Below are 22,436 nucleotides of genomic sequence, written 5' to 3'. Positions count from 1 at the left end.
TAGGCTTCTTTTTTTATCGGATTCAGATTTTATATAGCCGTTTTTAATCAGATTAATACCAATAATTTCAGGATTATGAGTTTGATTTCCTGACTATTTCATCTGAGAATGATTCGATTACGTCCTTCTGCCTTTGCTGTGTAAAGCGCTTTATCTGCCGCTACAATCAAATCTGAAGGAGAGGATTCCCAAGTCGGAACCAGGGTAGCGACCCCTATACTCAGGGTGACAAATTCATTCACAGCAGAAGCGTCATGAGCAATTTGTAAATTTTGGACACCAGCTTGCATAGTTGTAGCTACATAAAATGCACCAGAAGCGTGAGTATTTGGCATAATTACTGCAAATTCTTCGCCACCGTAACGTGCTACTAAATCGTGATGTTTTTGTGCATTTTTGCTCAAAACAGTACCTACCTTTTGCAAACAAACATCTCCAGCTGGATGACCATATTGATCGTTATAAAATTTGAAATAATCGATATCACATAAAATTAATGACAGGGGAGATTCCTCCTGTGCTAAATTTATCCACTGCGTATTCAAATATTCATCAAAACGACGGCGATTAGCAAGACCTGTTAAGCCATCAACGTTAGCGAGTTGCTGTAAAGCTAGGTTTGCTGCTTCTAACTGTTTGTATACTTGCGCTTGTTGTAGTAGACGACGTAAACGCTGGCGCAAAACAGCCCAATGAATTGGCTTGGTAACATAATCAGATGCTCCTGCTTCAAAGGCACGGTCTACAGACTCTGCGTCATCCAAACTAGTAATCATCAATATTGGTGTTCGTTCCCATAATTTGGAAATAACAGTGTTGCCTGTAGCAGAGTCAGTATCAAGATCTGCCAGGGCTGACATGAGATTATTTCTGGCAATTTGGAGCAAGTGCTTACAACAAGTAAAGCCATCCATTACAGGCATGATTGCATCTAGCAATACTATGTCTGGTTTGACAGTCTCATAAGCATCTAAACACTGCTTACCGTCTGCAACTTCAACAACTCGATAGCCTTCTTGTTCCATAGCTTCACGCAAAAGCAGGCGGATGGTTTTATCGTCATCAGCCACCAGAATTACTGGAGGTTGTTTAGGAAGAGAAAATGGGCTTAAGCCTGACATGAATTGCGTTCCACAGAAAATGAAAGTATCGACGAGGGGGAAACTTGAGAAAACCTGCATAACACAAAAAATAGCCAATAAGCAAGATTTTGTGACAGTAAATATTACTGGAAGGCAACTGGCTGAAAGTTTATGACCGCAGTAGAAGTTGGCGGTATAGCAATGCTCTATTTTGTACAGTATGTCTAAATTTCTCTGGCAAGAGAGTGTTAGTTAGCATGTCTGATGACACAATCTATCTGACTGACAACTGGGACTGCGATCGCATAAAAGTTCCATCAAAACTAGAAACTTTATCCCCAAGCTGTCTAACTGCACCATCAGATTTTTTCGGAAAAGAGAATATTTAATCAGCTTCAGCAAAGAAAAGTTTAGATAAATGGGTTTCATAGACAATTTACTGAAAAGGAAAAAGCAATTTTTAGTTGGCTAGTTCTGGCTTTGCAAGGAAGTCTTACGTTTATATTTCCCTAGTGATAAAGTGTAATTACTATTTTGAGCAAAACTTTAAATCTACACTATACTAATTAAGTTCTAAAGTGACTTTAGACACATACTGATGAGTTTTTCACCAATTACAAAATATTATCGGGAAAATAGCTGACCCTCAACTTCATAATCTCTGGACTGTATTAATATATATGGCTAAATTTTACCCATTTCAATTGATGGGTAATTACACAAATTACATGAGGCTAATATCAAGTTGTATAATAAACTTTATTCTTGAGAGAGTAATTAACTTGAGAGTTAAGTAAAATTCCTGATTTCAATCTCAATAAATCATGTGTAATGCAAAATATCTATAAAGCTTTCAAGGAATTCTAACTTTAGTGCCTAGAATATATAAAGGCAAAATACAAGAGAAAATTATTTAACCAACCTGATTGAATATAAAGTTCTCTATAAAAACAAATTTAAATTAACTGAAGTACAGATATGCCAGACTCTTTAATGTATCAACAAGATAACTTTGTGGTGTTAGAAACTAATCAACCAGAACAATTTCTGACAGCACAAGCACTATTTGAAAAGCTGAAAACAGTTTTACAAACAATTGATACTCAAGATTTACCACCAGATTTACAAAATATTGATTCTTTGGAAGCTAAAGTCCAATATCTCATCGATACTAGTTGTGAGTTAGATATTGGAACTGGTCAATATTTGCAGTGGTATGCAGTCAGATTAGAAAAATGATTTATGCTCAATAGTCAATGATCAACAGTCGTTAGTCTAATGGTATGCAAAATATTGCAAAATGCTTGCCTCGTTTTTTCATCCAGCGATATTGTGAGAAACAGTCTTTATGGCGATCGCACAGTCAATAGCCAATAATTAATATTTATAGCTATTGACTATTGACCATTGGCTATTGACTAGTAACTAACGCTAACTCAATTTTATCTTCGGTTGGCTGGGTAATTTTTATCTCGACTCCTGGTCCAAAATAGCTGGTCATTTTTGCTTGTTTTTCTTCCCAAACATTAATCGGGATGAAAGGAGAATCAAATTCTAAAATTAACGTGTAAGCGCCATTAATATCCTCTTCTCGTAAACTTGTAACAATTGGTCTTTCTTCATCAGAGGGACTGAGACCTAAGTAAGAGAGTGCTGCATCCAAGTGAGCATCTTGACCGTAACAATACCGAGTGATGTCTTTGCGAATTTTATTTTGAGTTACTGTTGCTTGCTGTTCCCGCAGAGATAATACTGATGGTGTTGTGGCTTGACTAAAAGGTATCGGGTTAATTTCATTGGCTTTGAGTGCAAGCCCTCCCAACAACAAAGGAAAACCGTAAAAGAAGCCTACAAGATTAAGTGTGGCATTGTTGGCAGCATAGGCTATAAAGCCAACAAGAGTTAATATGCCACCAATAGTTAAACCTAGAGTTCCCAAAGATATTTTACGTAACATGAGCCAAAGATAATATTTATTAACACGTTAGTTTTATTATCATCGGCTATGTGTAACAAATTAGGGAAGCCCAACGACTTAAAAACTAGGTTGCTTGATTCTTAACAACTTAGATGGTGACATGGGTAACAACTTTTAATTGCTTGAGCAAGCTTTGCCCTGTTTTGCGTTAACTTTAAACTGGACTGTAGTTAATAAAAGGCAGACAAACAATGGATTTACAAACTATCAAAGACCGAATTGCGGTAGTTAAAAGCAAACGCGACTACCTTTTAAGTCTCTTAGAACAGCCAAACTTGGGAACTTTGAGAGTCGATGTCAATCAGGCTTTAGAAGAACTAGATGACTTAATTGATGAATATAAACGTACTATCCCAGAAACAGGAAATAATTAAGTTCCACTAAAAATTGCGTCGGTACCTCTAATAAGTAAGAGTTATGCCGACGCTTCTTAATCATAAAACATTACCAACTCTCCAGAACTGAGCCAAGCCTAAGTCAATGTGACATTATTTTGCCGAAAGATTTATCAGACAATTTCACTATCTCCTCTACGGTTGCCTAATTGTCTAACTAAAGCAATTAGTTCAGTTGTTGATACATCTTTCTTACAAAAATCATCAAAGTTAGTCATTCCCCTCGCGCGTGGTGAATTAGCATCTTCTACGGAGGAGTAAGCAAGTATCTGAGTATGGGGAGAGAAGGACTTAATTTGACTAGAAGCACTCCAACCATCCATGATTGGCATCTGTAAATCTAAAACAATCACATCAGGCTGGTAGCGTTTAACCATTTCTATAGCTTCTTGACCGTTACTAGCTAACCCAACAACTTGAATATTCTCTTGACAAGAAAAAGCTAATTGTAGGGTTAAACGAGTCAGTTCGTGGTCATCAACTACAAGAACGCGTAAAGCAGAAGACTCACAGGAGAGCATTAACATTTAAGGAAAGAAAAAAGTAGTCACAACAATGCTTATAGTGTATGAGAGTAAGTCCAGACAATTACTCTATCTTATGGTTGAATCACTACTTTTTTCTCAACTAATTCATTTAGATAAAATGCGGAAAAATTAAAGTTTGCTAAAAAAATAAAATTTTTCCTAGTTATCAGTATAAGAAAGACCTTTCTGTGAATCCAGTAAGTTTGGAGTTCCCCCTGTGGAACGCAGTGCCATATTCATAAAACTGATTTGTGAATTAGCTTCTGGACAATCATCCCCAGGACGGCGTTGTATGTAACTACCATCAGCTTGTAATTCCCAAGCTTGGCGGTTATCTGCCAACATAATTCCCAAGATTTCTTGCAAATCTTTAGCAATATCTTGATCTTTAATTGGCGTAATTACTTCTACTCTCCGATCTAGGTTGCGGCGCATCCAGTCAGCGCTGCCAATATAGATTTCTTCTTGGCTATTATTGTAGAAATAATAAATGCGGGAGTGTTCTAAAAAGCGACCGACAATGCTGATTATGCGAATATTTTCACTAATGTCTTTGAGTCCTGGACGTAAACAGCAAATCCCTCTAATAATGAGGTCAATTTGCACACCAGCACGAGAAGCTTCGTACAAAGTAGCGATGATTTGTGGGTCAACAAGAGAATTCATTTTGGCAACAATCCGTCCAGTAAACCCTTTCTGAACATTTGTAATTTCGCGCTGAATTAAAGACAAAAAGCGATCACGCATATTTACTGGTGCAACCAATAATTCTCGATAAGATTTTTGTCGTGAATAACCAGTCAAAAAATTAAACAAATCTGTAATATCAGCACCTAATTCTTCACGACAACTAAATAATCCTAAATCGGTATATAGTCGTGCAGTTTTTGGGTTGTAATTTCCCGTGCCAATATGCACATAGCGACGCATTCTATCTTTTTCTCGTCGCACTACCATAACAGTTTTGCAATGGGTTTTTAAGCCAACTAACCCATAGACAACGTGAACGCCCACTCTTTCTAAACGCCTTGCCCAATAAATATTATTTTCTTCATCAAAGCGGGCTTTTAATTCTACTAATACTGATACTTGCTTACCATTTTCAGCCGCTGCAATTAAGGCGTTAACTATCGGCGAATCACCGGAAGTTCGGTAAAGTGTCATCTTGATAGCTAAAACATTTGGATCATGGGCTGCATGGGTAATAAAACGTACAACTGTTGCCGAAAAAGATTGATAGGGATGGTGGACAAACAAATCCTTTTCTCTAATCACAGCAAAAAAATCTTTGCCTTCTTCCATTTCCACAACATCTTCGTCTATATGCGGTTCGCGTAACCGTTGCAGACGGGGAGGAACGACAGACTGACGGGGAGGATCTTTCAGTTCTGGCAAAGGTAAAGCCATAAAATACATTAAGTCTCGCAGACCTAATAAACCATCTACTTGATAAACATCGCTGTCGGTTAAATCTAAATCTTGTAACAACCGTGTACGAATTGGTTCTGGAGTCTGGGATTGAATTTCTATTCTGACAGGACTACCACCGATGCGGCGTTTGCGTAGTTCCTGTTCAATGGCTAATAACAAGTCATCTGCTTCATCTTCTTCCAGGGCTAAATCAGCATCACGAGTAATGCGGAAGGGGTGATATTCCTGAATATTCATCCCTGGAAATAAAGCATTTAAATTATGGGCGATCGCCTGTTCTAAAGGTACACCTGTCCAATTGGCGGGTTGTCCATTTTCTTGAATGCCTAACTCTGGTGGTAAAGGCAAAAATCGCGGTAAAACGCTAGGAACTTTGACTCTGGCAAAAAATTCTTCTTCTGTATCTGGGTTTTTGACAACAACTGCCAAATTTAAACTGAGATTGGAAATATAGGGGAAAGGATGGCTAGGATCAACAGCCAAAGGAGTCAAAACTGGAAAGATTTGTTCTTCAAAATAATTATCTAAATAAGTCCGTTGTTTCTGGTTTAAATTAATGTAGTCGAGGATATGAATACGTTGCTGGGCCAATAATGGACGCAGGACTTGTTCAAAATGTTGATGCTGTTTGACTACTTGCGGACTAAGATTTAAGCGAATATCATCCAGTTGTTGTTGCGGGGTGCGTCCATCAGGCGTTAACTGAGTCACTTTCGCCTCCACCTGTTGCTTTAAAGCAGCAATCCGCACCATGAAGAATTCATCTAAATTAGAACTGAAGATGGCTAAGAACTTCAGTCTTTCTAAAAGTGGTGTGCGTGAATCGCAGGCTTCGTGCAGTACTCGATGATTAAATTCCAGCCAGCTTAACTCTCGGTTGAGATAATATTGTGGATCGTTGAGATTGATGGGATTGGCGCTCTTTTTAGATTTCGGCATGACGATCTGCGGGTAGCCAGAAGTAGCCCACACGACTGGAGAACAATAATCATAGTAGTGGAAATCTGTGATGGACGAGAAGTTGGTTTTTTACAAAAGCCAGACAATTTGAGATTTTAAATTTGAGATTTTGGATTATTTTTCTTTAATTTCTTTGGCTGCTGTCGAAATTGGTAATTGTAGATTTTGGTCGTAGACGAATTCGTTGTGAATATCTACCTCGCGTTTGGGGAGAGCCTCACTATTCGCGATCGCATCTTGAGGCGGAACCCGTAATGTATACTTGCCAACAGGAACACCATCTACACGATATAGACCAAATTCGTCAGTCATCGCTGATAACACTTCTGTACCAGCAATATTTACTAGTTCTACCCGCACATCAGACATTGGCTGGCCTGCAACATCAGTAATTCGACCAGCTAAACCGTATTCCAATCTGGCGGCAAAATCTACATTGGTAACACCTGCTATTCCCACCTCAGCTACCCTACCTGTTTTTGGTAAGGTAAGTTCTACAGGTAATTTATCTGGGTCAACTTCTACTCGATAAACACCTTCTGGTAAACCACCAACAAAGAAGTTCCCGCTAGAGTCTGTTGTTGCACCACCAACAGGCTTGTTGTGGTTGTTTATTACTCTTACACTAGCGCCTTGTAAATCATAACCTCGATTTTCTCCTGAGACAGCAATGCGTCCAGCGATCGCACCCCGTTCCTTACTCAGAGAGTTAAAGCTACTTGGAATAGCCCTACCACCAGCAAAGGATAAGTCTGATACTAATGATACTGTCAGGCGATCGTCATTAAATCCGCCAAAAGCATTTCTTCTCCCAGCAAAGGGAATACCTTGATATTCAACTCTGGCAAATAATCCTGGCAGTACTTGCATACTAGCACCAACAATCGGGCCAAAATTCCCCTCACGGTAAGCCAGCCCCATTCGCCAACTCAGTTGTCTAATATTTGGAGGATTATAGTTTAATGCTGCTGTATAGCGAGTGGCATAACTACCACCAAAATCAGTACCTAAAGAAACTTGATAGTTGCGATTAAAGTCATAACTTAGACCAGTAGTATATCTATCACCAAACGTATTAAAAGATAGTCGTGCCGCACGATTTACTTGATAATAAGCATTGAATAAATACTGCCCATTAATATCAGGCCTACCGTTTAAAGATAAACGACCAAAAGGTCTTAAAGAGAAAGTAGGCGATATATATTCATTTGTATCACTACCGCTTTTACGACTACGTGCTAGAAACCCTAACTGAAAATTATTATTAAATCGATAACTTACTTCGGCACTATGGTTAAAGAAATCACCAGAGTTTTTCCCATTCCGATATCCATTAGGATAAGATTGAGAATTAGCTGTAATATCTAATTTTCCTAATTGAATATCTAAATCTGTATTGTAAGCTAACTTACCAAACGAATTACCTACACTAGCAGATAAAACAACAGGATTAGCTACCCTCCAAATTAATCCAGCTTGGCTTTGTAATGTGTTAGGAATAGCTTGTAAAGAACCTTCAAAAGTTAAATTGTTAGAAAGACCTTGACGAACTTGATAAAAACCTGCAAATTGACCAGCATCAGTACCATTATTATTATCAAACAAAGAATTCTGTACTAAATTTCCAGTTAAACCTACACCAGCTAATTGAACATTTCCACCTGCTGGCAGTAATAAATCAGAAGAATTAATTCTTACAGAACGAATTTCACTAGGAACATTCAGATTATTTCGGTCAAAAACTAAAATTTCAATTTGATTATTTTGCCCAACAGGTAAATTAACATCAACAAATTCGTATCTACCATCAAATCCGACCTGCTGCTGTGCTACAACAACTCCAGAAACTCTAAGTTGCACAAAACTAGCGGCTGGAACTACACCTTGGAAAGTTTGTAAAGGTCTAGAACGTCTAGGTAATAACTCATTGGCACTGTTAGTTTGATTAAAGCGATTAGTTGGTATATTGGTATAACCAAATTGCGCTCCTGTCAAATTCAGACTATTGACTAATGGGTTAATACCAATTTGTTGCCGACCGACTTGATAAAGAAATCCACCATTGCGTTTATAGTAAAAATATTCAGATAAATCAGGAGAGTTTTCAAAATTATTATTGACACGTACCCGCCATAAACCACCTGCTAATCTGCCACCCAGTAGTGTAGTACTGCGTAAGTTTACATCCCCAGCATTACTAACAATATTTAACTCTTGCCTTAAATTAGAAAATCCGTTGAGTGGGGCAAATACATCTGGTTGTAAGTTGACTGCTTCACTTGTATATGCTGTACCATCACCACGCCAAGGTAAATCAATAATTAAAGCTAGATCCAAAGAGTTAAATTCAATATTTGAAGACAGTTTATCTCTAATAAAGGCATCACTAATATAGTTAACACCTTTGAAATTTTGAATATCATCTTCAGCCAGATTAATTGTGCCTAAAGGCGTGTTTAAATATGTATTATTATCTTTTGTTTCAACTGTAATACCAGCAAGTTTAGCAAAATCATCCAAAGGCAACAGTAAAGTATTTCCTTGACGAATAACATCTAAGTTACCTACTTCTCTCCTGTTAATGATTACCCCAAGCAATAAATTTTCTAAATTTGAGCTTGCTGTTTGAGTAAAAGTTATGCGTGAGTTATCATCTACATTTAATATATTCGTGCTGACATCTACCCCTTGTTTCTTCGGCTGTACTTCAGCCGGTCTAGTATTGAGAGGTTTTTGAATTGATTCTGCTGATGAATTTGGCGCGGGAGTGGGGTTAGTTGCAGTTTTTTGTGGAACCTGTGGATGAGATGGTTGTTTTGTTAAAAACGCTGATAAATCTTCTGATTTTTTTGATGTCTGGGTGGTAGTTGGAACTTCCGCAGGTACATTGGCAACTTTATATTGAACTGATGAATGAGGGGGTTGTTTGGTTAAGAAACCAGCTAAATCATGAGAATTTATCGAAGTTTCAGTAATTGCTTCAGTAGATTCCGTTGTACTAACATCAGGAAACTGTGACTGAGATGTTTGTTTACCTAAAAAAGTGCCAAAATCATCAGCACTCTCAGAAGTATCTTTGGTAGTTACTTCTGAGAGTGCTGTAACTGTTTGTGACCTTTGTTTAGTGACAAAAGTTGCTAAATCTTCTGGTGCTTTAGCCGCAATTGTAGTTGACGCAGAGGCTGTTGTAGTTTGACCTTGTTGTGGTTTTTTGGTCAAAGAACTAGTTAATTCTTCCGATTTTTTGGCAGCATCAGCAGTGCTGGCAACTTCAACTTTAGTATTTAATGCCTGTGGTTGAGGTGATTGTTTTAATGTTGTTGAGTCAGTCTCACTAGTAGCGACTTTAGCAGGTGCTGTGGTTCTTGTACGCTGAACTGATGCTTTTGGTTTGGTCTTTTTGTTGGGAGTTGTAGCAGCAACTTGAGTAGATGCTTGAACTTTGCGTTGAGCAGAAGGTTGTAGTGGTTTTTTTGTTGTGGATGCTGAATTATTGGTAGTTACAGCAGCAATTTCAGTAGGTGCTTTGACTTTCTGTTGAACTGGAGGTTGTGACGGTTGTTTTGTTAATAATGCTGCTGAGTTATCTGGTGTTGTTATAGCAACTTGAGCAGGTGCTTTGACTTTCTGTTGAACTGGAGGTTGTGACGGTTGTTTTGTTAATAACGCTGCTGAGTTATCTGGTGTTGTTATAGCAACTTGAGCAGGTGCTTTGACTGGTTCACATTTCACCAGTTGCTTAGTCAATAAATCAGGAGACTCTTCTGATTGTCCCGAACTTGCACTAGTTAAAGCTACTTGTGCAGATATTGTAGCTGTTTTGCATTGATCTAGTTCTTTCGTTGACTTGTCTGATATTTCGGGAATTCCACTAGTAAAGGAAATATCAGAGAGTACTGTACCTGACTTCTTCTGTGGAACTGATGCTTTATCAGAATTGTCCTCATCTGACTTGTCTGATATGTCGGGAATCCCAGTTGTAAAGGAAACATCAGCGAGTATTGTATCTGACTTCTTCTGTAATACTGGCGCTTCATCAGAATTACTTTCAGCAGAGGATTCCCATTCTTCTAAGCCATTTGTGGAAAACTCCGCTTCTGGTGTGGTTTCTGGCGGAATGGGGGTCGCTACTGTATGCCGTGCAGTTTTGTAGGCTGGGTTAGCACTATTTTTATCCGGCGCTGTAATAGGAGTATCTTGCGCGGGTAGAGTAGTAACTTCTGCTGGTGGTAAAGGCGGTGAAGCTTGGTAGATCATACTTGTATACAAATGCTGGTATGACAGCCTAAAAAAGTTCTAGGCTGGAAATTAATTGCAGAGACAGACAAAGTAAATAACTTAAAAAATTAGAGAATTTCGGTTGAGAACTGGCAAAATCTATATGATGTGAGGAGATATTAGAAGATTACCAGAAGTGAGAAAACTGATATTTAAAAGCTGTTTTATTTACTTCTGGATGTAACTGTAAAAGCAATGCCTTTATCAATTGCACCGCCATTCAAATCACCATTAACATCTAAAATATATTGACCAGGAGGCAGTTTTTTACTGATATTAAGGATTAATTGACGACGAGTACCAGGTAACACAGGCGTTGAAGGTAACATTCCAGCATCTAACACACCATCTGGTTTCTTATTTTTTTGTGATTGCAAGTTAGCTATTTGCTTAGTAGCACTCGCACCCGGATATTTGTTAGCAGCCCAGATTGCATATTGACCATTCATTCGCACATAAGCATTACCTTGGCTAGAAATGTCAAATGCAGCTTTGAGGTTATTGGCTTTACTATCAACCGAAATTGAATTGAGAACACCTAGTTTTTTGATACTGCCAACATAAGCATAGACAGCAACACCAAAACGTCCCAAAACTCTAACTCCAGACCTGGGTTTTTTGTCTTGGTCAGAATTGACTTCTTCAACAAAAATTAAAGCGCGGTGTTCTCCAGCTGGAGGTTTGACACGAGGACGAACTGAAAAACGCACGGTTTGGGTTTTGCCAGGAGGAAGAGTAAAGGTTACAGGGTTGACGGTAATCCAGTTATCTAGAGATTGCTCGCTTGATTTTACAGGTTGAATTTCATTTTTTTCGTCAATTGTCCAACCTTGGATATAAACCCTAAATGTTGCGGGTTGATTATCAACATTAACGACACGAAAAACCTGAGTTTTGGGTTTTTTATCATCAAGTTTTAATTCAAATCTCGGTGGGCTAACCCCTATTGAGATTGCAGAAGTATGGGGACAATTTAATGCTAATGTGCTTAGTGTTAATAGCGCAGTAGCTCCAATTTTATAAATGCTGTTAACTAATTTTTGCTGCTGATTCATTGGTTGATTGAGTGAAGATTTAAATCCCGGTAAAAGTTATAGTTAATGTGCCTGAATAAACACCGGGAATTTTGATATCTGAAAAGTCTAAGTTAAAGATAGCTCCTCCCTGTAGAATTCTCTTGGCAGAATTGGGATCTATAGTTGGGTTAATAGGAGTAATAGAAACTTTAATTTGTTCACTAATACCTCCTTTACTCAGACTATTAGTAGTTCCCTGATCTGAATTCAAACCATAACTAACAGATATTTGATTTTCATCTTGATTCGCATCAAGTTCTAGTCTCCAAATGTTTGAGACTGTACGATTCACTGTTGTAGTCAATGAAGGTGCGGTTAATGATGGACTAATTGATGATTTGTTAATTATGCCATCGTTGACTTGATTAGAACCTGCCGAAAAAATATCAGTGACTTCAATTTTGTCTAGAGTTAGGGTATTACCAGGTAAACCTAATTGCCCAAAAGTTTTGGGGTGAGCCAACAGAAATACAGACAAAAATGTACTGAGAAATAATAGTCGGTTCATCAGATGCTTACCCAAACTAATTCAGAAAATGACCTTGAGATAATAAGTTTCGGGAAGAGCAATTAAATTAATATGGTAATTTTGCTCTCAGCCAGAACTGTTGATTTTTGGCTTTTGTTGAGAAACAACTCAAGGTCAAAATATATGATGTCTAAATACCCGTAGCTGTGATGGTCAAATATTCGTTAGGATTAGAGTACGTACCAGCTGATGAGGCGTTTGCGAAGTTAAATGTAAATGCTACAGATCCTTCAATAGGAGTTGCGTTCGTTACATCAAGCCCTGGTGCTGTCGCAGTTCCACCAAGTGCGCTGATTGTCACACCTACATTAGAGCTAGAGGCCGTATCACCACCAAGATAAAGCGTTCCAGTGGTGCCACCGTTAAATTCAACAGAGTGCTGAATCTGACCGGTAGCACCAGTACTAGTACCCCAAATTCTATAAATTAAAATATCTCCTGTTGTGATATCTCCTGTAGTGGGAGTTAAAGTACCGTTAGGAGCAGGAAGTGTAGTAATAGTACCGTCAGAAGAAAAGAATCCAGGAGTATCGTTTACGGGTGCGGCAGATCCTAAAAACTCTGCGCTAGTAGGCTGAAAAGTCAGGCTTTTGTAAGTTTGGATGTAAATAACTTCTGGAACTTCGACTTGGAGTGGGACATCAACAGAAACGGCTCTAGCAGGCGCAGATAATAAAGTATTCGCCAGAGAAACTGCGCCTAGAGTAAATGCTGCTAAAAAGAATTTCTTTTTCATGGGGGCTAAATAATTACTCTTTAGAAAAAGATGACAAAATCAATGTAGCCGTTGTAGCAAAAATAGCACCTCAGAGAATTTACCAAAGTCTACGCATTTTACATATATTTGCTTTGGTAAAGCTACTCTATAAAGCTCCTGTAAAAACAGGAATTATTTATGCTAATTTATTCCTAAGTATATTGATATAAACTTAATTAATATATCTTTGTCCACGGTGAAATTACTATTATTAAGTCGGGTTATCTAGGCTTAGAACAAGCAGTTTATGAGTTAAAATTAGGAGAAAGATGTAAAGTTTTTATTAAATCAACTTCTAAATTGATAATGTAGACTCAATTTACTTGGCTCTTATGGAACTTTTTAGCCATAAAGTCTTGTAATCTATTATATTTTTAGCTATTAGTTAATGTTCTCAATAAATCTACTTAAGTAGATTTTGGTTGTAAGTATGTTTCAAGCTACTCGCCGTCGATTGGCTATTTGGTATACTACCGTAACAGCGGTGTTGTTATTACTGTTTGCCAGTGGTGTTTATTTATATGTCCGTAGTACGTTGGTGGAGCGAATTGACGATACTTTAAATCATGTGGTGGAAATTGTAGAGCGATCGCTTGTGATTGAGCCAGTAAATAATGAAATTAATAAACTCCGCATCAATGTAGAAGCCAGTTTTCGCAACAATGCCAATAATGTAGATGATGACCACATTGATTTGGAATGGTTTAGTCCTACAGGAAAATTACTTTGGTCGACTTTCTCAGAACCTCTCAATATCCCTATTCACGGTAATCATACTGGTGAAACAGTCCGTGTACCCAAACAAGACCAGTGGGGAGACTCAGAACTATCGTTGCGTCAAGTAACCCAGCGCGTGGAATCTGGCCGCCAAGTCTTAGGATATCTGCGTGTAAGTCATCCTTGGTTTGAAGTTACCAAACCCAGCCGCCAGCTAATTTTGGATTTAGCACTGGGAATTTGGTTAATGTTAGTATCTGTAGCTGCAAGTGGCTGGTTTCTTTCTGGGAAAGCAATGGAACCAGTAGGTGATTCTTATCAAAGACTCAAGCAATTCACGGCTGATGCTTCCCATGAACTGAGAAGTCCCATTACTTTAATTCAAACTAATGTGCAAGTCGCCTTGAGTGAATTGGAGTTAGTAGAAACAGAAGTGAGTAATTCTACTAACTATCGTCAGCAGTTAAAAGTAGTGGAGCGGCTGACACAACGCTTAGGTAAGTTGGTTAATGATTTACTGTTTTTAGCACGACAAGATAGCGGTATCAGTAAAGATACATTCTCACCTTGTCCTTTAGATGCCTTACTTATGGAAGTTATTGAAGAACAGCAACTTCTAGCTGGTGAAAAAGGCATTGCTTTAAATTTAAATTTAGTTGATCCTCCTGTTGCTGAAACCAGTCCTGAATTACTAGAGAATTGGTTCACTCTAGCAGGTAATTGGGATCAGCTGATCAGACTATTGACAAACTTAATTAGTAATGCTTTACAGTATACTCCGCCTGATGGCAAGGTCAATGTAGAATTAGCACGCCAAGAAGGAATCAGCCGCGTTTCCAGAATGCGCGTCACTACTGCTCAGTTACAAATTAAAGTGAGTGATAATGGTGTTGGTATTCCTACAGAAGCATTACCACGTTTGTTTGACCGCTTTTATCGCGTAGATCCTGCACGTACGCATAAAAAAAGTGGCAGTAAAGCTACAGACAGTGCTACAGGTTCAGGATTGGGATTAGCGATCGCGCAAGCTATTGTTGAACATCACCAAGGTCAAATTCAAGTAGAAAGTACCATCGGTAAAGGTACAACTTTTATTGTCACTCTACCCATAACTCTAGAGTCTTAAATTTTATTTTATTTTTTTGTTTCCCGTGACAGATGAATCTATCTAACATTACTTACTAACTTATATAGCAAAGCTGGCATTTTCAAATCATAAATTTGGGCTACCACAGTTTACCGTCTACTCTTTTGAGTATTCCGATAAACTGATGATTTATCTTGCTTAAATGCAGCTAATAAATAAAGTTACTGGAGGAGATTAGATGCAAACTCCTATTGCAGAAAAAAATTTACCTTTTTTAGAAAAAGTAAAACAAAACAGTGGTTTAGCTGACCTTTATGATGCTAGAGATATTACAGAAGTAGTATTTCGAGTTATGCGTGACCTAATGACTACAGAAGCGGCTGATCGAGTTGAAGGAGAACTACACAAACCAGTCGAAGAAACTGAAGATAAATCTCTGCAAATGGAAATTGCCGAACTGTGGCATGATACAAATCCGATTGTGAGCTTTTTGAGTCGCGTACGTCCACCTTGGCAAGGCCCTGGTATTTTTAAGATTGATAGCGATCGCTTTTTATTCCGAGTAGCGAATGAAGGCACTATGCCACCAAATGTAGACCGTGAACAGGTGGTTAAAGCAGTTTTCTCTGCAACTAAAGATGAATTATCGCCAGAGAGAATTGAAGAAATTGCTAGTTGGTTACCAGATAGAGTTCGTCAACTTTGGGAAGAAGCTTAGATTCTTCAACATAGCTGGCTAAAATTTTTGGGTTTTTGGGAAGAAGCTTAGATTCTTCAACATAGCTGGCTAAAATTTTTGGGTTATGAATTGTAATTTACTTGCAATTTATAACTCAAATATCATTTATCAAAGTTTTAGTGCAATTGCTAATATCCCACTCCAGAAGTAATTTCATTCTTGATATTTCAACACTCTAGCTAGATACAAAAATACAAGTTAACAATTAAATTTAATGATTGTAAGTCAAAAAAAATACCCTTGAATTAAGACTTATTAATTAGCCTCATCTTTATTGCATTTCTCCAAAAATAGGCAAGTATAAAAATAAAGTTTGGGATTGATTACTCTATCTAATCAAAATAAAGTTTCCAGTCACAAACTAATACTATAACTGCTGAATTCATTTTAATTGAATTCACTACTTTCTCAAGTTTCCAGACAGACGCTTACTACTCAATTTGCTCAGGAGTTAAGAATGAATATGACTTATCAAAAATTACGCAAGTTTACTGAGATATTCGGCGCTGTTTGCGGAGGTTTATTGATTAGTGTGCCTGCGATTTCTCATACAGCAGTAGCACAACAACCAACTTCTGTAACACCGCAACAGTCTACTGCTAAAATTAACCCTTGCCCTAGTATTTTTTATGAAGAACCCCACAACAGTCGGGTTATAGTACCGCAAGGATGTCCGCCTAATGCACTCACTCAAAGACTAGCTAATCAAGGCCTTCTACCTACGGCTCGTACCACAACTACATCCAGTCCATACCAAGCAGGTGTAGGTGGTGAAACACCACAGGCTGGTGCAAGTGCAATTAATCCTTGCCCCCGAATTTTCTATGAAGAACCTTTCAATAGTAGAAATGTTGTACCTCAAGGATGTCCGCCTAACGCTTTCTCCCAAGGACAGCAACCGCAAGGAAACATTTCTAGTCAAGGTGTACCTGTAACTCCGCAAAGTTCTACAAGTGGAACTATTACACCTCAAACAACGGTGCCATCTCAAGGGGAAACATCTAGTCAAGGTGTACCTGTAACTCCGCAAAGTTCTACAAGTGGAACCATTACAAATCAAACCCCTTCAGTATCTCAACAACAAACACCTAGTACAACGATCGCTCTTGCCAATGGTAAAGTTAATGTGAAATTGATTAATGATACTGGAGCTAAAGTAACTTACCAAGTGATTGGCGATACAGAAGCGCGATCGCTAGAAGGTAAGTCAAATGTTATGTTACAAGGTATCAGCGCCCCAGTTACCGTTACATTCCAAAGAGAAGATGGCGGACTATTGTTAGTCACACCCCAAGCGTCTGCTGAACAACCAGGAATGTTAGAAGTAACTTTGAATGAAGCTACTGACTTAGCTCAAGATACTAAGGCTATGCGAATTCAACAAAACGGTTCAGTATTCTTGAATTAGTTTTCATCGGGAGTAGGGAAAAAATCTTCAGGATATAGAAACTCGCATATTGAGTATTTTCCTACTCCCCACTCCCTAGTTTTACAAATTAGTACCCTCTGGAGTTGATGACTGAGGTAACAAAGGCTCAGGTTGAGGAACGGGTTGCGGATTTAATAATTGCTGCCAATTTCTGATTTGTTCTTGTGCTGTGTTGTAAGCAGTTGTACCTTTAGGAATCAACTGAGCAGTTTCAATCGCTTTGCTGAGATTGGAACTACTCTGAGAGCGAGCGATGTCTAGCAACTGTTGACTCCATTGGTCAATAGCTACATTCGCATCTAAACGAAGGATATTACTACTTGGTATTTTATCCGCTAAACGAATCGCTTCCAGCAACGCATCTGGTGTACCAACTACTGCAACTTCTCTAGCTCTCTTCCAGTTATCTTTAGCGCGAATTTGCCCTCGCCAATCATCGATAGCTGCTTGAGCTTCACCAGAAAGCGCTCTTCCAGAAGATGCAATAGTTTGTGCTGCATTAATAGCCGCATTTAAATCTCCGGTTTGGGCTAAATCTCGCGCCTGATCTAAGTATGGCTGATCTTGAATGCGTTGTACTTTAGCTGTCCAACTGTTAATTCTTTTGCGTGCTTCGGGATATAATGCTCGACCCCGACGAATTTGACTGGCTTCGGAGATTGCAGCCTGCAAGGAGTTGATGTCTTCTAGTAATGCTAATTGTTCCGCACGTTCTAAGTAAGGACGGTCTTCAATTGTCTCCACTTGAGCTTGCCAACGGCCTACTTCTTGCCTAGCTTCTGAACCACGGGGATTGTTAGAGGGAATCTGCTGTGCTTCAATAATTGCTGCTGCTAAATCGTTAATTGTACCTTGGCTTGCCAGTGTCCGTGCTTTTTCGAGGCGAGCAACGTCTTCAATTTCTAGTTGCCAACGAGTAATTAAGTCTTGTGCTTTGTTATATTTTGGTCGGGACGGGTCAATTTCTTGCGCTTGAGCGATCGCAGTTTCTAAACTAGAAACTGTACCTATCCAAGCACTTCTTTGTGCATCTGCTAAAGAAATAAAGTCTTCGACATCTGCTTGTAACTTGGTACTATCAGGAATTTGTCTGGCAATATCTAAGGCTGCATCTGCATCCCGTGCATCCATCTTAGCTTGCGCTAATTCCAACATTTTGCGCCCAAATAAAGGAATCAACTCCTGCGCTTTTTGATAGAAATAGCTATCTTTGCCAATCGCTTCCGCAATTTTAATTGCTTCTAATAAGTTATCTACGACTTTGGTTTTTGCTAAACTATCAGCTTTATCTAACTTATCTCCATCTTCCCGCACCGATACAATCAATCGGTTGACTTGATCATACTTAGTACTTGACCAGTATTTATTATCTATACGCAGTAATTTCGCTGCCAGCAGTGATGCTGATTGCCAGCGTCTTTGCTGCAATTCTTCTTGTACTGCTTGATAAATTCCGTCTGCTTTAGACCAGATAGATTCCCACTTGGCAATTTTTTCGTCAACTAACTTATATGCAGGTAAGTCTTGGGGGATTTTTTGGGCTGTGGCGATCGCTTGTTCTAAATCTCCCGCTTGAAAACTTTGATCAGCTAACTGTAAAATATCTCGTGACCACTCCTCAACAAACCGATCAATTTCTCCGCGCAGAGGATGATTTTGTGGTAACTGTTTAACTAAGGCGATCGCTTGTAATAAATCATCTACCGTCTGCTTAGAAGCCGCCAACTGAGCGCAGTGTAACCGCACCGAAGCACTGGCCAAAGGCCAAAAAATAGACGGGCAGTTTGGGGCAGCAGGCAACTTTAACAGCATTGCCATTGCGATAAACCCTATACTGCCGGGAATTAACGCTAACAATATTGACCATAACACCCAACTTTTCATCCAGCGCCGCAATGGTCGAGAACGTTTGCTGGGGGGAATAGTTTGGGCGGAATGATGATCTATTATGGGTAATCCTTCTGGATTATTTTCTGTTTGTTGTTTCACTGACTTAGAGGTAGAACCAGTAGCTGGGATGCCAAATGCTTGCGTTTCACCGATGTTTGGTGTTCGGTTTGTGTGATCTGGCTCTCTGGCTCTGGCTGGAGACCAACCTTCTGGAATATCCCGCTCTGTCATCTCTCACACCAAAAATTTATTAAATAGCGATTGGCTCTAGGCCAAACAATTTTGGATTTTGGATTTTAGATTGACCCCACAGATAAATCTGGGGGCTGTTTGTACCATTAAGAAACTCTAGGTCAATAATTCAGTTGTTGCCATAGTAACTTTCTCATTGTTAAAAAGCTACTGTTTATCAGAACTTTCTCCTGGTATACCTTTAACCTTTGAAAAATTCAGTGTTATTTTATACTTTATTTTCCAACAGAAGATTCTGCCTGTAAATCAACAATCAACTGAGCTAAGTGGTCAATACTTGCCTGATATACTCTGCCACAAAAATCACAAGTAGCTTCAGCGCCATCGTCTTTGACAATCATGTCTTGTAATTCAGCTTCACCTAACATCTTAAGTGCGCCTAACACCCGATCAAAAGAGCAACCGCAATTAAAGCGCAACATCTGGGTTTCAGGAAATATCGACAAACCCATATCGCCCAAAAGATCACCAAAAATTTCTGGTAGTGTCTTACCAGCTTGCAACAATGGGGTAAATCCTGATAAGGCAGCCACCCGTGATTCTAAGGTTGTAACTAAGGCTTCATCTCTAGCTACTTTAGGTAAAACTTGCACTAGCAACCCTCCAGCAGCCGTTACGCCATCTGCACCCACGAATACCCCTAAGACTAAAGCTGAAGGTGTTTGTTCAGAATTTACTAGGTAATGCGCCACATCATCACCAATTTCTCCAGAAACAAGTTCTACTGTACTAGAGTAGGGATAACCATAACCAATATCCCGAACAACGTAGAGGTAGCCACTACCTACTGCACCGCCCACATCAAGTTTACCTTTAGCATTGGGCGGTAGTTCTACAGAAGGGTTGCTGACATAGCCCCGGACTGTTCCATCCAAACCTGCATCTACCAATATACCACCCAATGGGCCATCGCCTTTGACTCGAATATTAATTCTCGATCCTGTACGCTTCATACTAGAAGCCATCAATAAGCCTGCTGCCATAGTCCTTCCCATTGCCGCTGTTGCCACATAAGAAAGTTTGTGACGCTGCCGAGCCTCTTCTGTCAAGCGTGTAGTGATGACACCCACCGCACGAATCCCACCTTCAGCTGCTGTTGCGCGAATTAACTGATCCGCCATGAAAAAACCTTACATTTCTTAACAACTTCACTTTTTCTATTCTAAGTTCTCAGTAACCATCCAGGTGAGTTGATGATAAGTAGCGATCGCATTTGCAATACTAGAAATACGATTCATTAAAAAATCACATAAAAAATGCTAGGTAATTTTCAACAAAGTCAACTGCGGATAGAAATCGAAGCATCAGCCAGAGCCATTGGTGATAGCTTGCTACGTCCTGCACAATTAGAAAAATGGCTCTTAGGACAACGTTTTAACTCAGGAATGCCTGAAGAAATTTATCCTGGATTCCAGTTCACAAGCTGGACTGGCCCTGTTTCTATTCACCATCAAGTAGATGTAGCTCAATCTAATTGTCTACGCTTCCTACTCAGTGGCGGTATTGACGGCTTTCACGAATGGTACTGGGGCGAAGGTTGGGTACAGTCCCGCTTAGAAGGCATTTCGATGTTACCCATAAATTTAGGTCAAACCTTGAGTTTATTGAGTTTACGGCAGTTTTTAGCTCAGGAAGGTAACATATAAAAAATACGCAGCTAAGGAACCCAAAATAAATTAGGCTTACTCCTCAAGCTTCTTTAGCTCCGGCTGCTTTTAGAAGGCTGATTATTTCTTCAACTACTATCTCATCTCTGTGCCTACAAGCAATCGCATAGTAAAGTGCTGTATGTCCATATATATCTTTGGCATTAACATCAACACCTAGTTCAAGCAATCGGCGAACAGCATCTATATTTAAGGTTAAAACTGCCAGCATTAAAACGGTTTCGCCTCTACTAGAACTACTATTTAAATTAGCTCCAACTTCAATTAATACTTGAAAAATAGCATAATCAATACTGGCTGAATTTATGGCAACCATTAAGGGTGTATATTCCCAGCCTTCTTCTACTTTTAAATTTGGATTTGCCCCAGCTTTTATTAAAAGCTTGACGGCTGATAATTGATTATTTCTGATAGCTTTATGTAAAGCTGCTTCGCCATTAGAACTAATGGCATCTATTTCTATACCTTGAGAAAGTACATGATTAAGAGCAGCAATATTTCCATCAAAAGCATCGTCTACAAATAATTCTACAGCATGATTATTTTTTCTTTGACGATAAATAATACCTTGAGGTAATGCTTTTTCTGCTATTTCTCTCAATTCAGGAAGAGTTAAGGGTGATAAATAATCAAATATTTCTGTCCAGCCTTGACGAGCAGCAAGCCACAGAGCAAAATCGTAACCACTATCTATTGTATTAATATCTAGTCCAGATTTAACAAGGAACTTTACATAGTCTAGGTTTCTCGCCCAGACTATATCCATCAATATAGTATCTGCCTCTTCATCTGTTTCATACACATCAAAAAAATCAGTTTCTATTAAATTACTAAAAACTTCCAATATCGCTTGACGACGGCTTTCTGCTTCATCTCACGGATGTTTTTGTAATTTTGTATATTCTGCTAATTTTTTGTCGCGTAATTCAAAAAACATTATTTATTTTCTTAGAGTGACAAAATACGAATTAAAGTTTATTTGGGTCAATTCCTTGCTGTTGTAATTTAGTTAATAAATTTTGCAATTGTTCTTCTGCGGTTTGGTATCTGTTGCCATTTTCGTCGTACCAAAATAGCCATTCTCGTGTTCTTCCTTGATAAATACCCTGTTCCCTGCCAATACCTAAACCAATTTCGGGCAACCAAACTTTATCCCCTGTTTGTAAAATGTATTTACCTTCAACTAACCGATAAACTTCTAAACGTTGACGTTTACGACGTAGCCGCGTTGGTGCGTAAATCACATAATACAAAATGCCTAATTCGGCATAATCAATTTTTTTATGTTCATATTCGCCGTTGTAAGTTTGAGAAACTACTTCTAACGCTAAAATTGGTGGAATTCCTTCTTCCTCCCAAAAAACATAGCTAGAACGTCCATTTTCCCCAACAAAACGTTCTACACCCAAACTCAAAAATCCATCAGGAACTATGGCTGGTTTACCAGGTGTATGATAAATTGCCATATTAATTCCGAAAAACCAGTCATCACGAGTTTGCCAAATTGCCGCTAAGATGGCTAATAGTAAATTGGGAATTAATATTTGCAGTTCGTTATCCACAGGGGTATCATCAGAATCTGGCAATTCTGCCGATGAAGGTAAACATTCTAAAGGATCATAGTTATACATAATACCTTCGT

The 22,436-nt window shown here is 38.8% G+C and carries 18 protein-coding genes; 6 read left to right on the top strand and 12 right to left on the bottom strand.

From position 1 onward, the window contains the following. Positions 1–98 precede the first annotated feature (98 nt). Positions 99–1,121: a GGDEF domain-containing response regulator gene (locus tag NCWK1_RS26500; RefSeq protein WP_096579187.1), complete on the bottom strand. Its 1,023-nt coding sequence runs from the start codon at positions 1,119–1,121 to the stop codon at positions 99–101. 939 nt (positions 1,122–2,060) lie between these two features. Between NCWK1_RS26500 and NCWK1_RS26495 the strand changes: the two genes are divergently transcribed. Then, positions 2,061–2,321, top strand: coding sequence for a CRR7 family NDH-1 assembly protein (locus tag NCWK1_RS26495; protein ID WP_103126764.1), 261 nt, complete (start codon positions 2,061–2,063; stop codon positions 2,319–2,321). A gap of 172 nt (positions 2,322–2,493) precedes the next feature. On the opposite strand, the gene NCWK1_RS26490 is transcribed toward NCWK1_RS26495, so the two are convergent. Continuing rightward, complete coding sequence (locus NCWK1_RS26490) at positions 2,494–3,039, bottom strand: DUF2854 domain-containing protein (RefSeq protein ID WP_096579183.1); 546 nt, start codon at positions 3,037–3,039, stop codon at positions 2,494–2,496. 212 nt (positions 3,040–3,251) lie between these two features. On the opposite strand from NCWK1_RS26490, the gene NCWK1_RS26485 reads away from it, so the two are divergent. After that, positions 3,252–3,434, top strand: coding sequence for a hypothetical protein (locus tag NCWK1_RS26485; protein ID WP_096579181.1), 183 nt, complete (start codon positions 3,252–3,254; stop codon positions 3,432–3,434). Positions 3,435–3,568: 134 nt separating this feature from the next. Here the strand turns inward: NCWK1_RS26485 and NCWK1_RS26480 are convergent, their stop codons facing one another. From NCWK1_RS26480 to NCWK1_RS26455, 6 genes are all read right to left on the bottom strand, one after another. Then, entirely contained in the window at positions 3,569–3,982 is a 414-nt protein-coding gene (locus NCWK1_RS26480) for a response regulator (RefSeq protein ID WP_096579179.1), read from the bottom strand. A 159-nt stretch (positions 3,983–4,141) separates the two neighbouring features. After that, positions 4,142–6,352 carry a polyphosphate kinase 1 gene (gene ppk1 / locus NCWK1_RS26475; RefSeq protein ID WP_096579178.1) on the bottom strand — a complete coding sequence of 737 codons (2,211 nt, stop codon included), beginning with the start codon at positions 6,350–6,352 and terminating at the stop codon, positions 4,142–4,144. Between the two features lie 135 nt (positions 6,353–6,487). Continuing rightward, positions 6,488–10,630, bottom strand: a complete 4,143-nt coding sequence (locus tag NCWK1_RS26470; protein WP_103126763.1) for a carboxypeptidase regulatory-like domain-containing protein — start codon at positions 10,628–10,630, stop codon at positions 6,488–6,490. A gap of 185 nt (positions 10,631–10,815) precedes the next feature. After that, complete coding sequence (locus tag NCWK1_RS26465) at positions 10,816–11,706, bottom strand: fimbrial biogenesis chaperone (RefSeq protein ID WP_103126762.1); 891 nt, start codon at positions 11,704–11,706, stop codon at positions 10,816–10,818. 19 nt (positions 11,707–11,725) lie between these two features. After that, positions 11,726–12,235, bottom strand: a complete 510-nt coding sequence (locus tag NCWK1_RS26460) for a hypothetical protein (protein ID WP_103126761.1) — start codon at positions 12,233–12,235, stop codon at positions 11,726–11,728. A 151-nt stretch (positions 12,236–12,386) separates the two neighbouring features. Then, entirely contained in the window at positions 12,387–12,992 is a 606-nt protein-coding gene (locus NCWK1_RS26455) for a hypothetical protein (RefSeq protein WP_103126760.1), read from the bottom strand. 451 nt (positions 12,993–13,443) lie between these two features. On the opposite strand from NCWK1_RS26455, the gene NCWK1_RS26445 reads away from it, so the two are divergent. From NCWK1_RS26445 to NCWK1_RS26435, 3 genes are all read left to right on the top strand, one after another. After that, positions 13,444–14,856, top strand: a complete 1,413-nt coding sequence (locus NCWK1_RS26445) for a sensor histidine kinase (protein ID WP_103126758.1) — start codon at positions 13,444–13,446, stop codon at positions 14,854–14,856. A gap of 199 nt (positions 14,857–15,055) precedes the next feature. Then, positions 15,056–15,535, top strand: a complete 480-nt coding sequence (locus tag NCWK1_RS26440) for a DUF2267 domain-containing protein (RefSeq protein ID WP_103126757.1) — start codon at positions 15,056–15,058, stop codon at positions 15,533–15,535. A 478-nt stretch (positions 15,536–16,013) separates the two neighbouring features. After that, positions 16,014–16,964 carry a hypothetical protein gene (locus NCWK1_RS26435; RefSeq protein ID WP_103126756.1) on the top strand — a complete coding sequence of 317 codons (951 nt, stop codon included), beginning with the start codon at positions 16,014–16,016 and terminating at the stop codon, positions 16,962–16,964. A gap of 81 nt (positions 16,965–17,045) precedes the next feature. Here NCWK1_RS26435 and NCWK1_RS26430 read toward each other — a convergent pair whose 3' ends face one another. Both NCWK1_RS26430 and hslO read right to left on the bottom strand, forming a co-directional pair. Then, positions 17,046–19,106, bottom strand: a complete 2,061-nt coding sequence (locus NCWK1_RS26430; RefSeq protein ID WP_103126755.1) for a chromosome segregation ATPase — start codon at positions 19,104–19,106, stop codon at positions 17,046–17,048. 236 nt (positions 19,107–19,342) lie between these two features. Further along, positions 19,343–20,248 (bottom strand): Hsp33 family molecular chaperone HslO, encoded by a 906-nt coding sequence (gene hslO / locus NCWK1_RS26425; protein ID WP_103126754.1) that lies wholly within the window; start codon positions 20,246–20,248, stop codon positions 19,343–19,345. 135 nt (positions 20,249–20,383) lie between these two features. On the opposite strand from hslO, the gene NCWK1_RS26420 reads away from it, so the two are divergent. Beyond that, entirely contained in the window at positions 20,384–20,773 is a 390-nt protein-coding gene (locus tag NCWK1_RS26420; protein WP_103126753.1) for a hypothetical protein, read from the top strand. Positions 20,774–20,816: 43 nt separating this feature from the next. Here NCWK1_RS26420 and NCWK1_RS26415 read toward each other — a convergent pair whose 3' ends face one another. Beyond that, positions 20,817–21,638, bottom strand: a complete 822-nt coding sequence (locus tag NCWK1_RS26415) for an ankyrin repeat domain-containing protein (protein WP_103126752.1) — start codon at positions 21,636–21,638, stop codon at positions 20,817–20,819. 124 nt (positions 21,639–21,762) lie between these two features. After that, positions 21,763–22,425, bottom strand: a complete 663-nt coding sequence (locus NCWK1_RS26410; protein ID WP_096579152.1) for a Uma2 family endonuclease — start codon at positions 22,423–22,425, stop codon at positions 21,763–21,765. Positions 22,426–22,436: the final 11 nt, after the last annotated feature.

Origin of the sequence: Nostoc cycadae WK-1, from assembly GCF_002897135.1 — a bacterium.
Lineage (GTDB): Bacteria > Cyanobacteriota > Cyanobacteriia > Cyanobacteriales > Nostocaceae > Nostoc_B.
The sequence above is the reverse complement of the archived record's forward strand: the minus strand, read 5'-3'. Positions and strand labels throughout refer to the sequence as shown.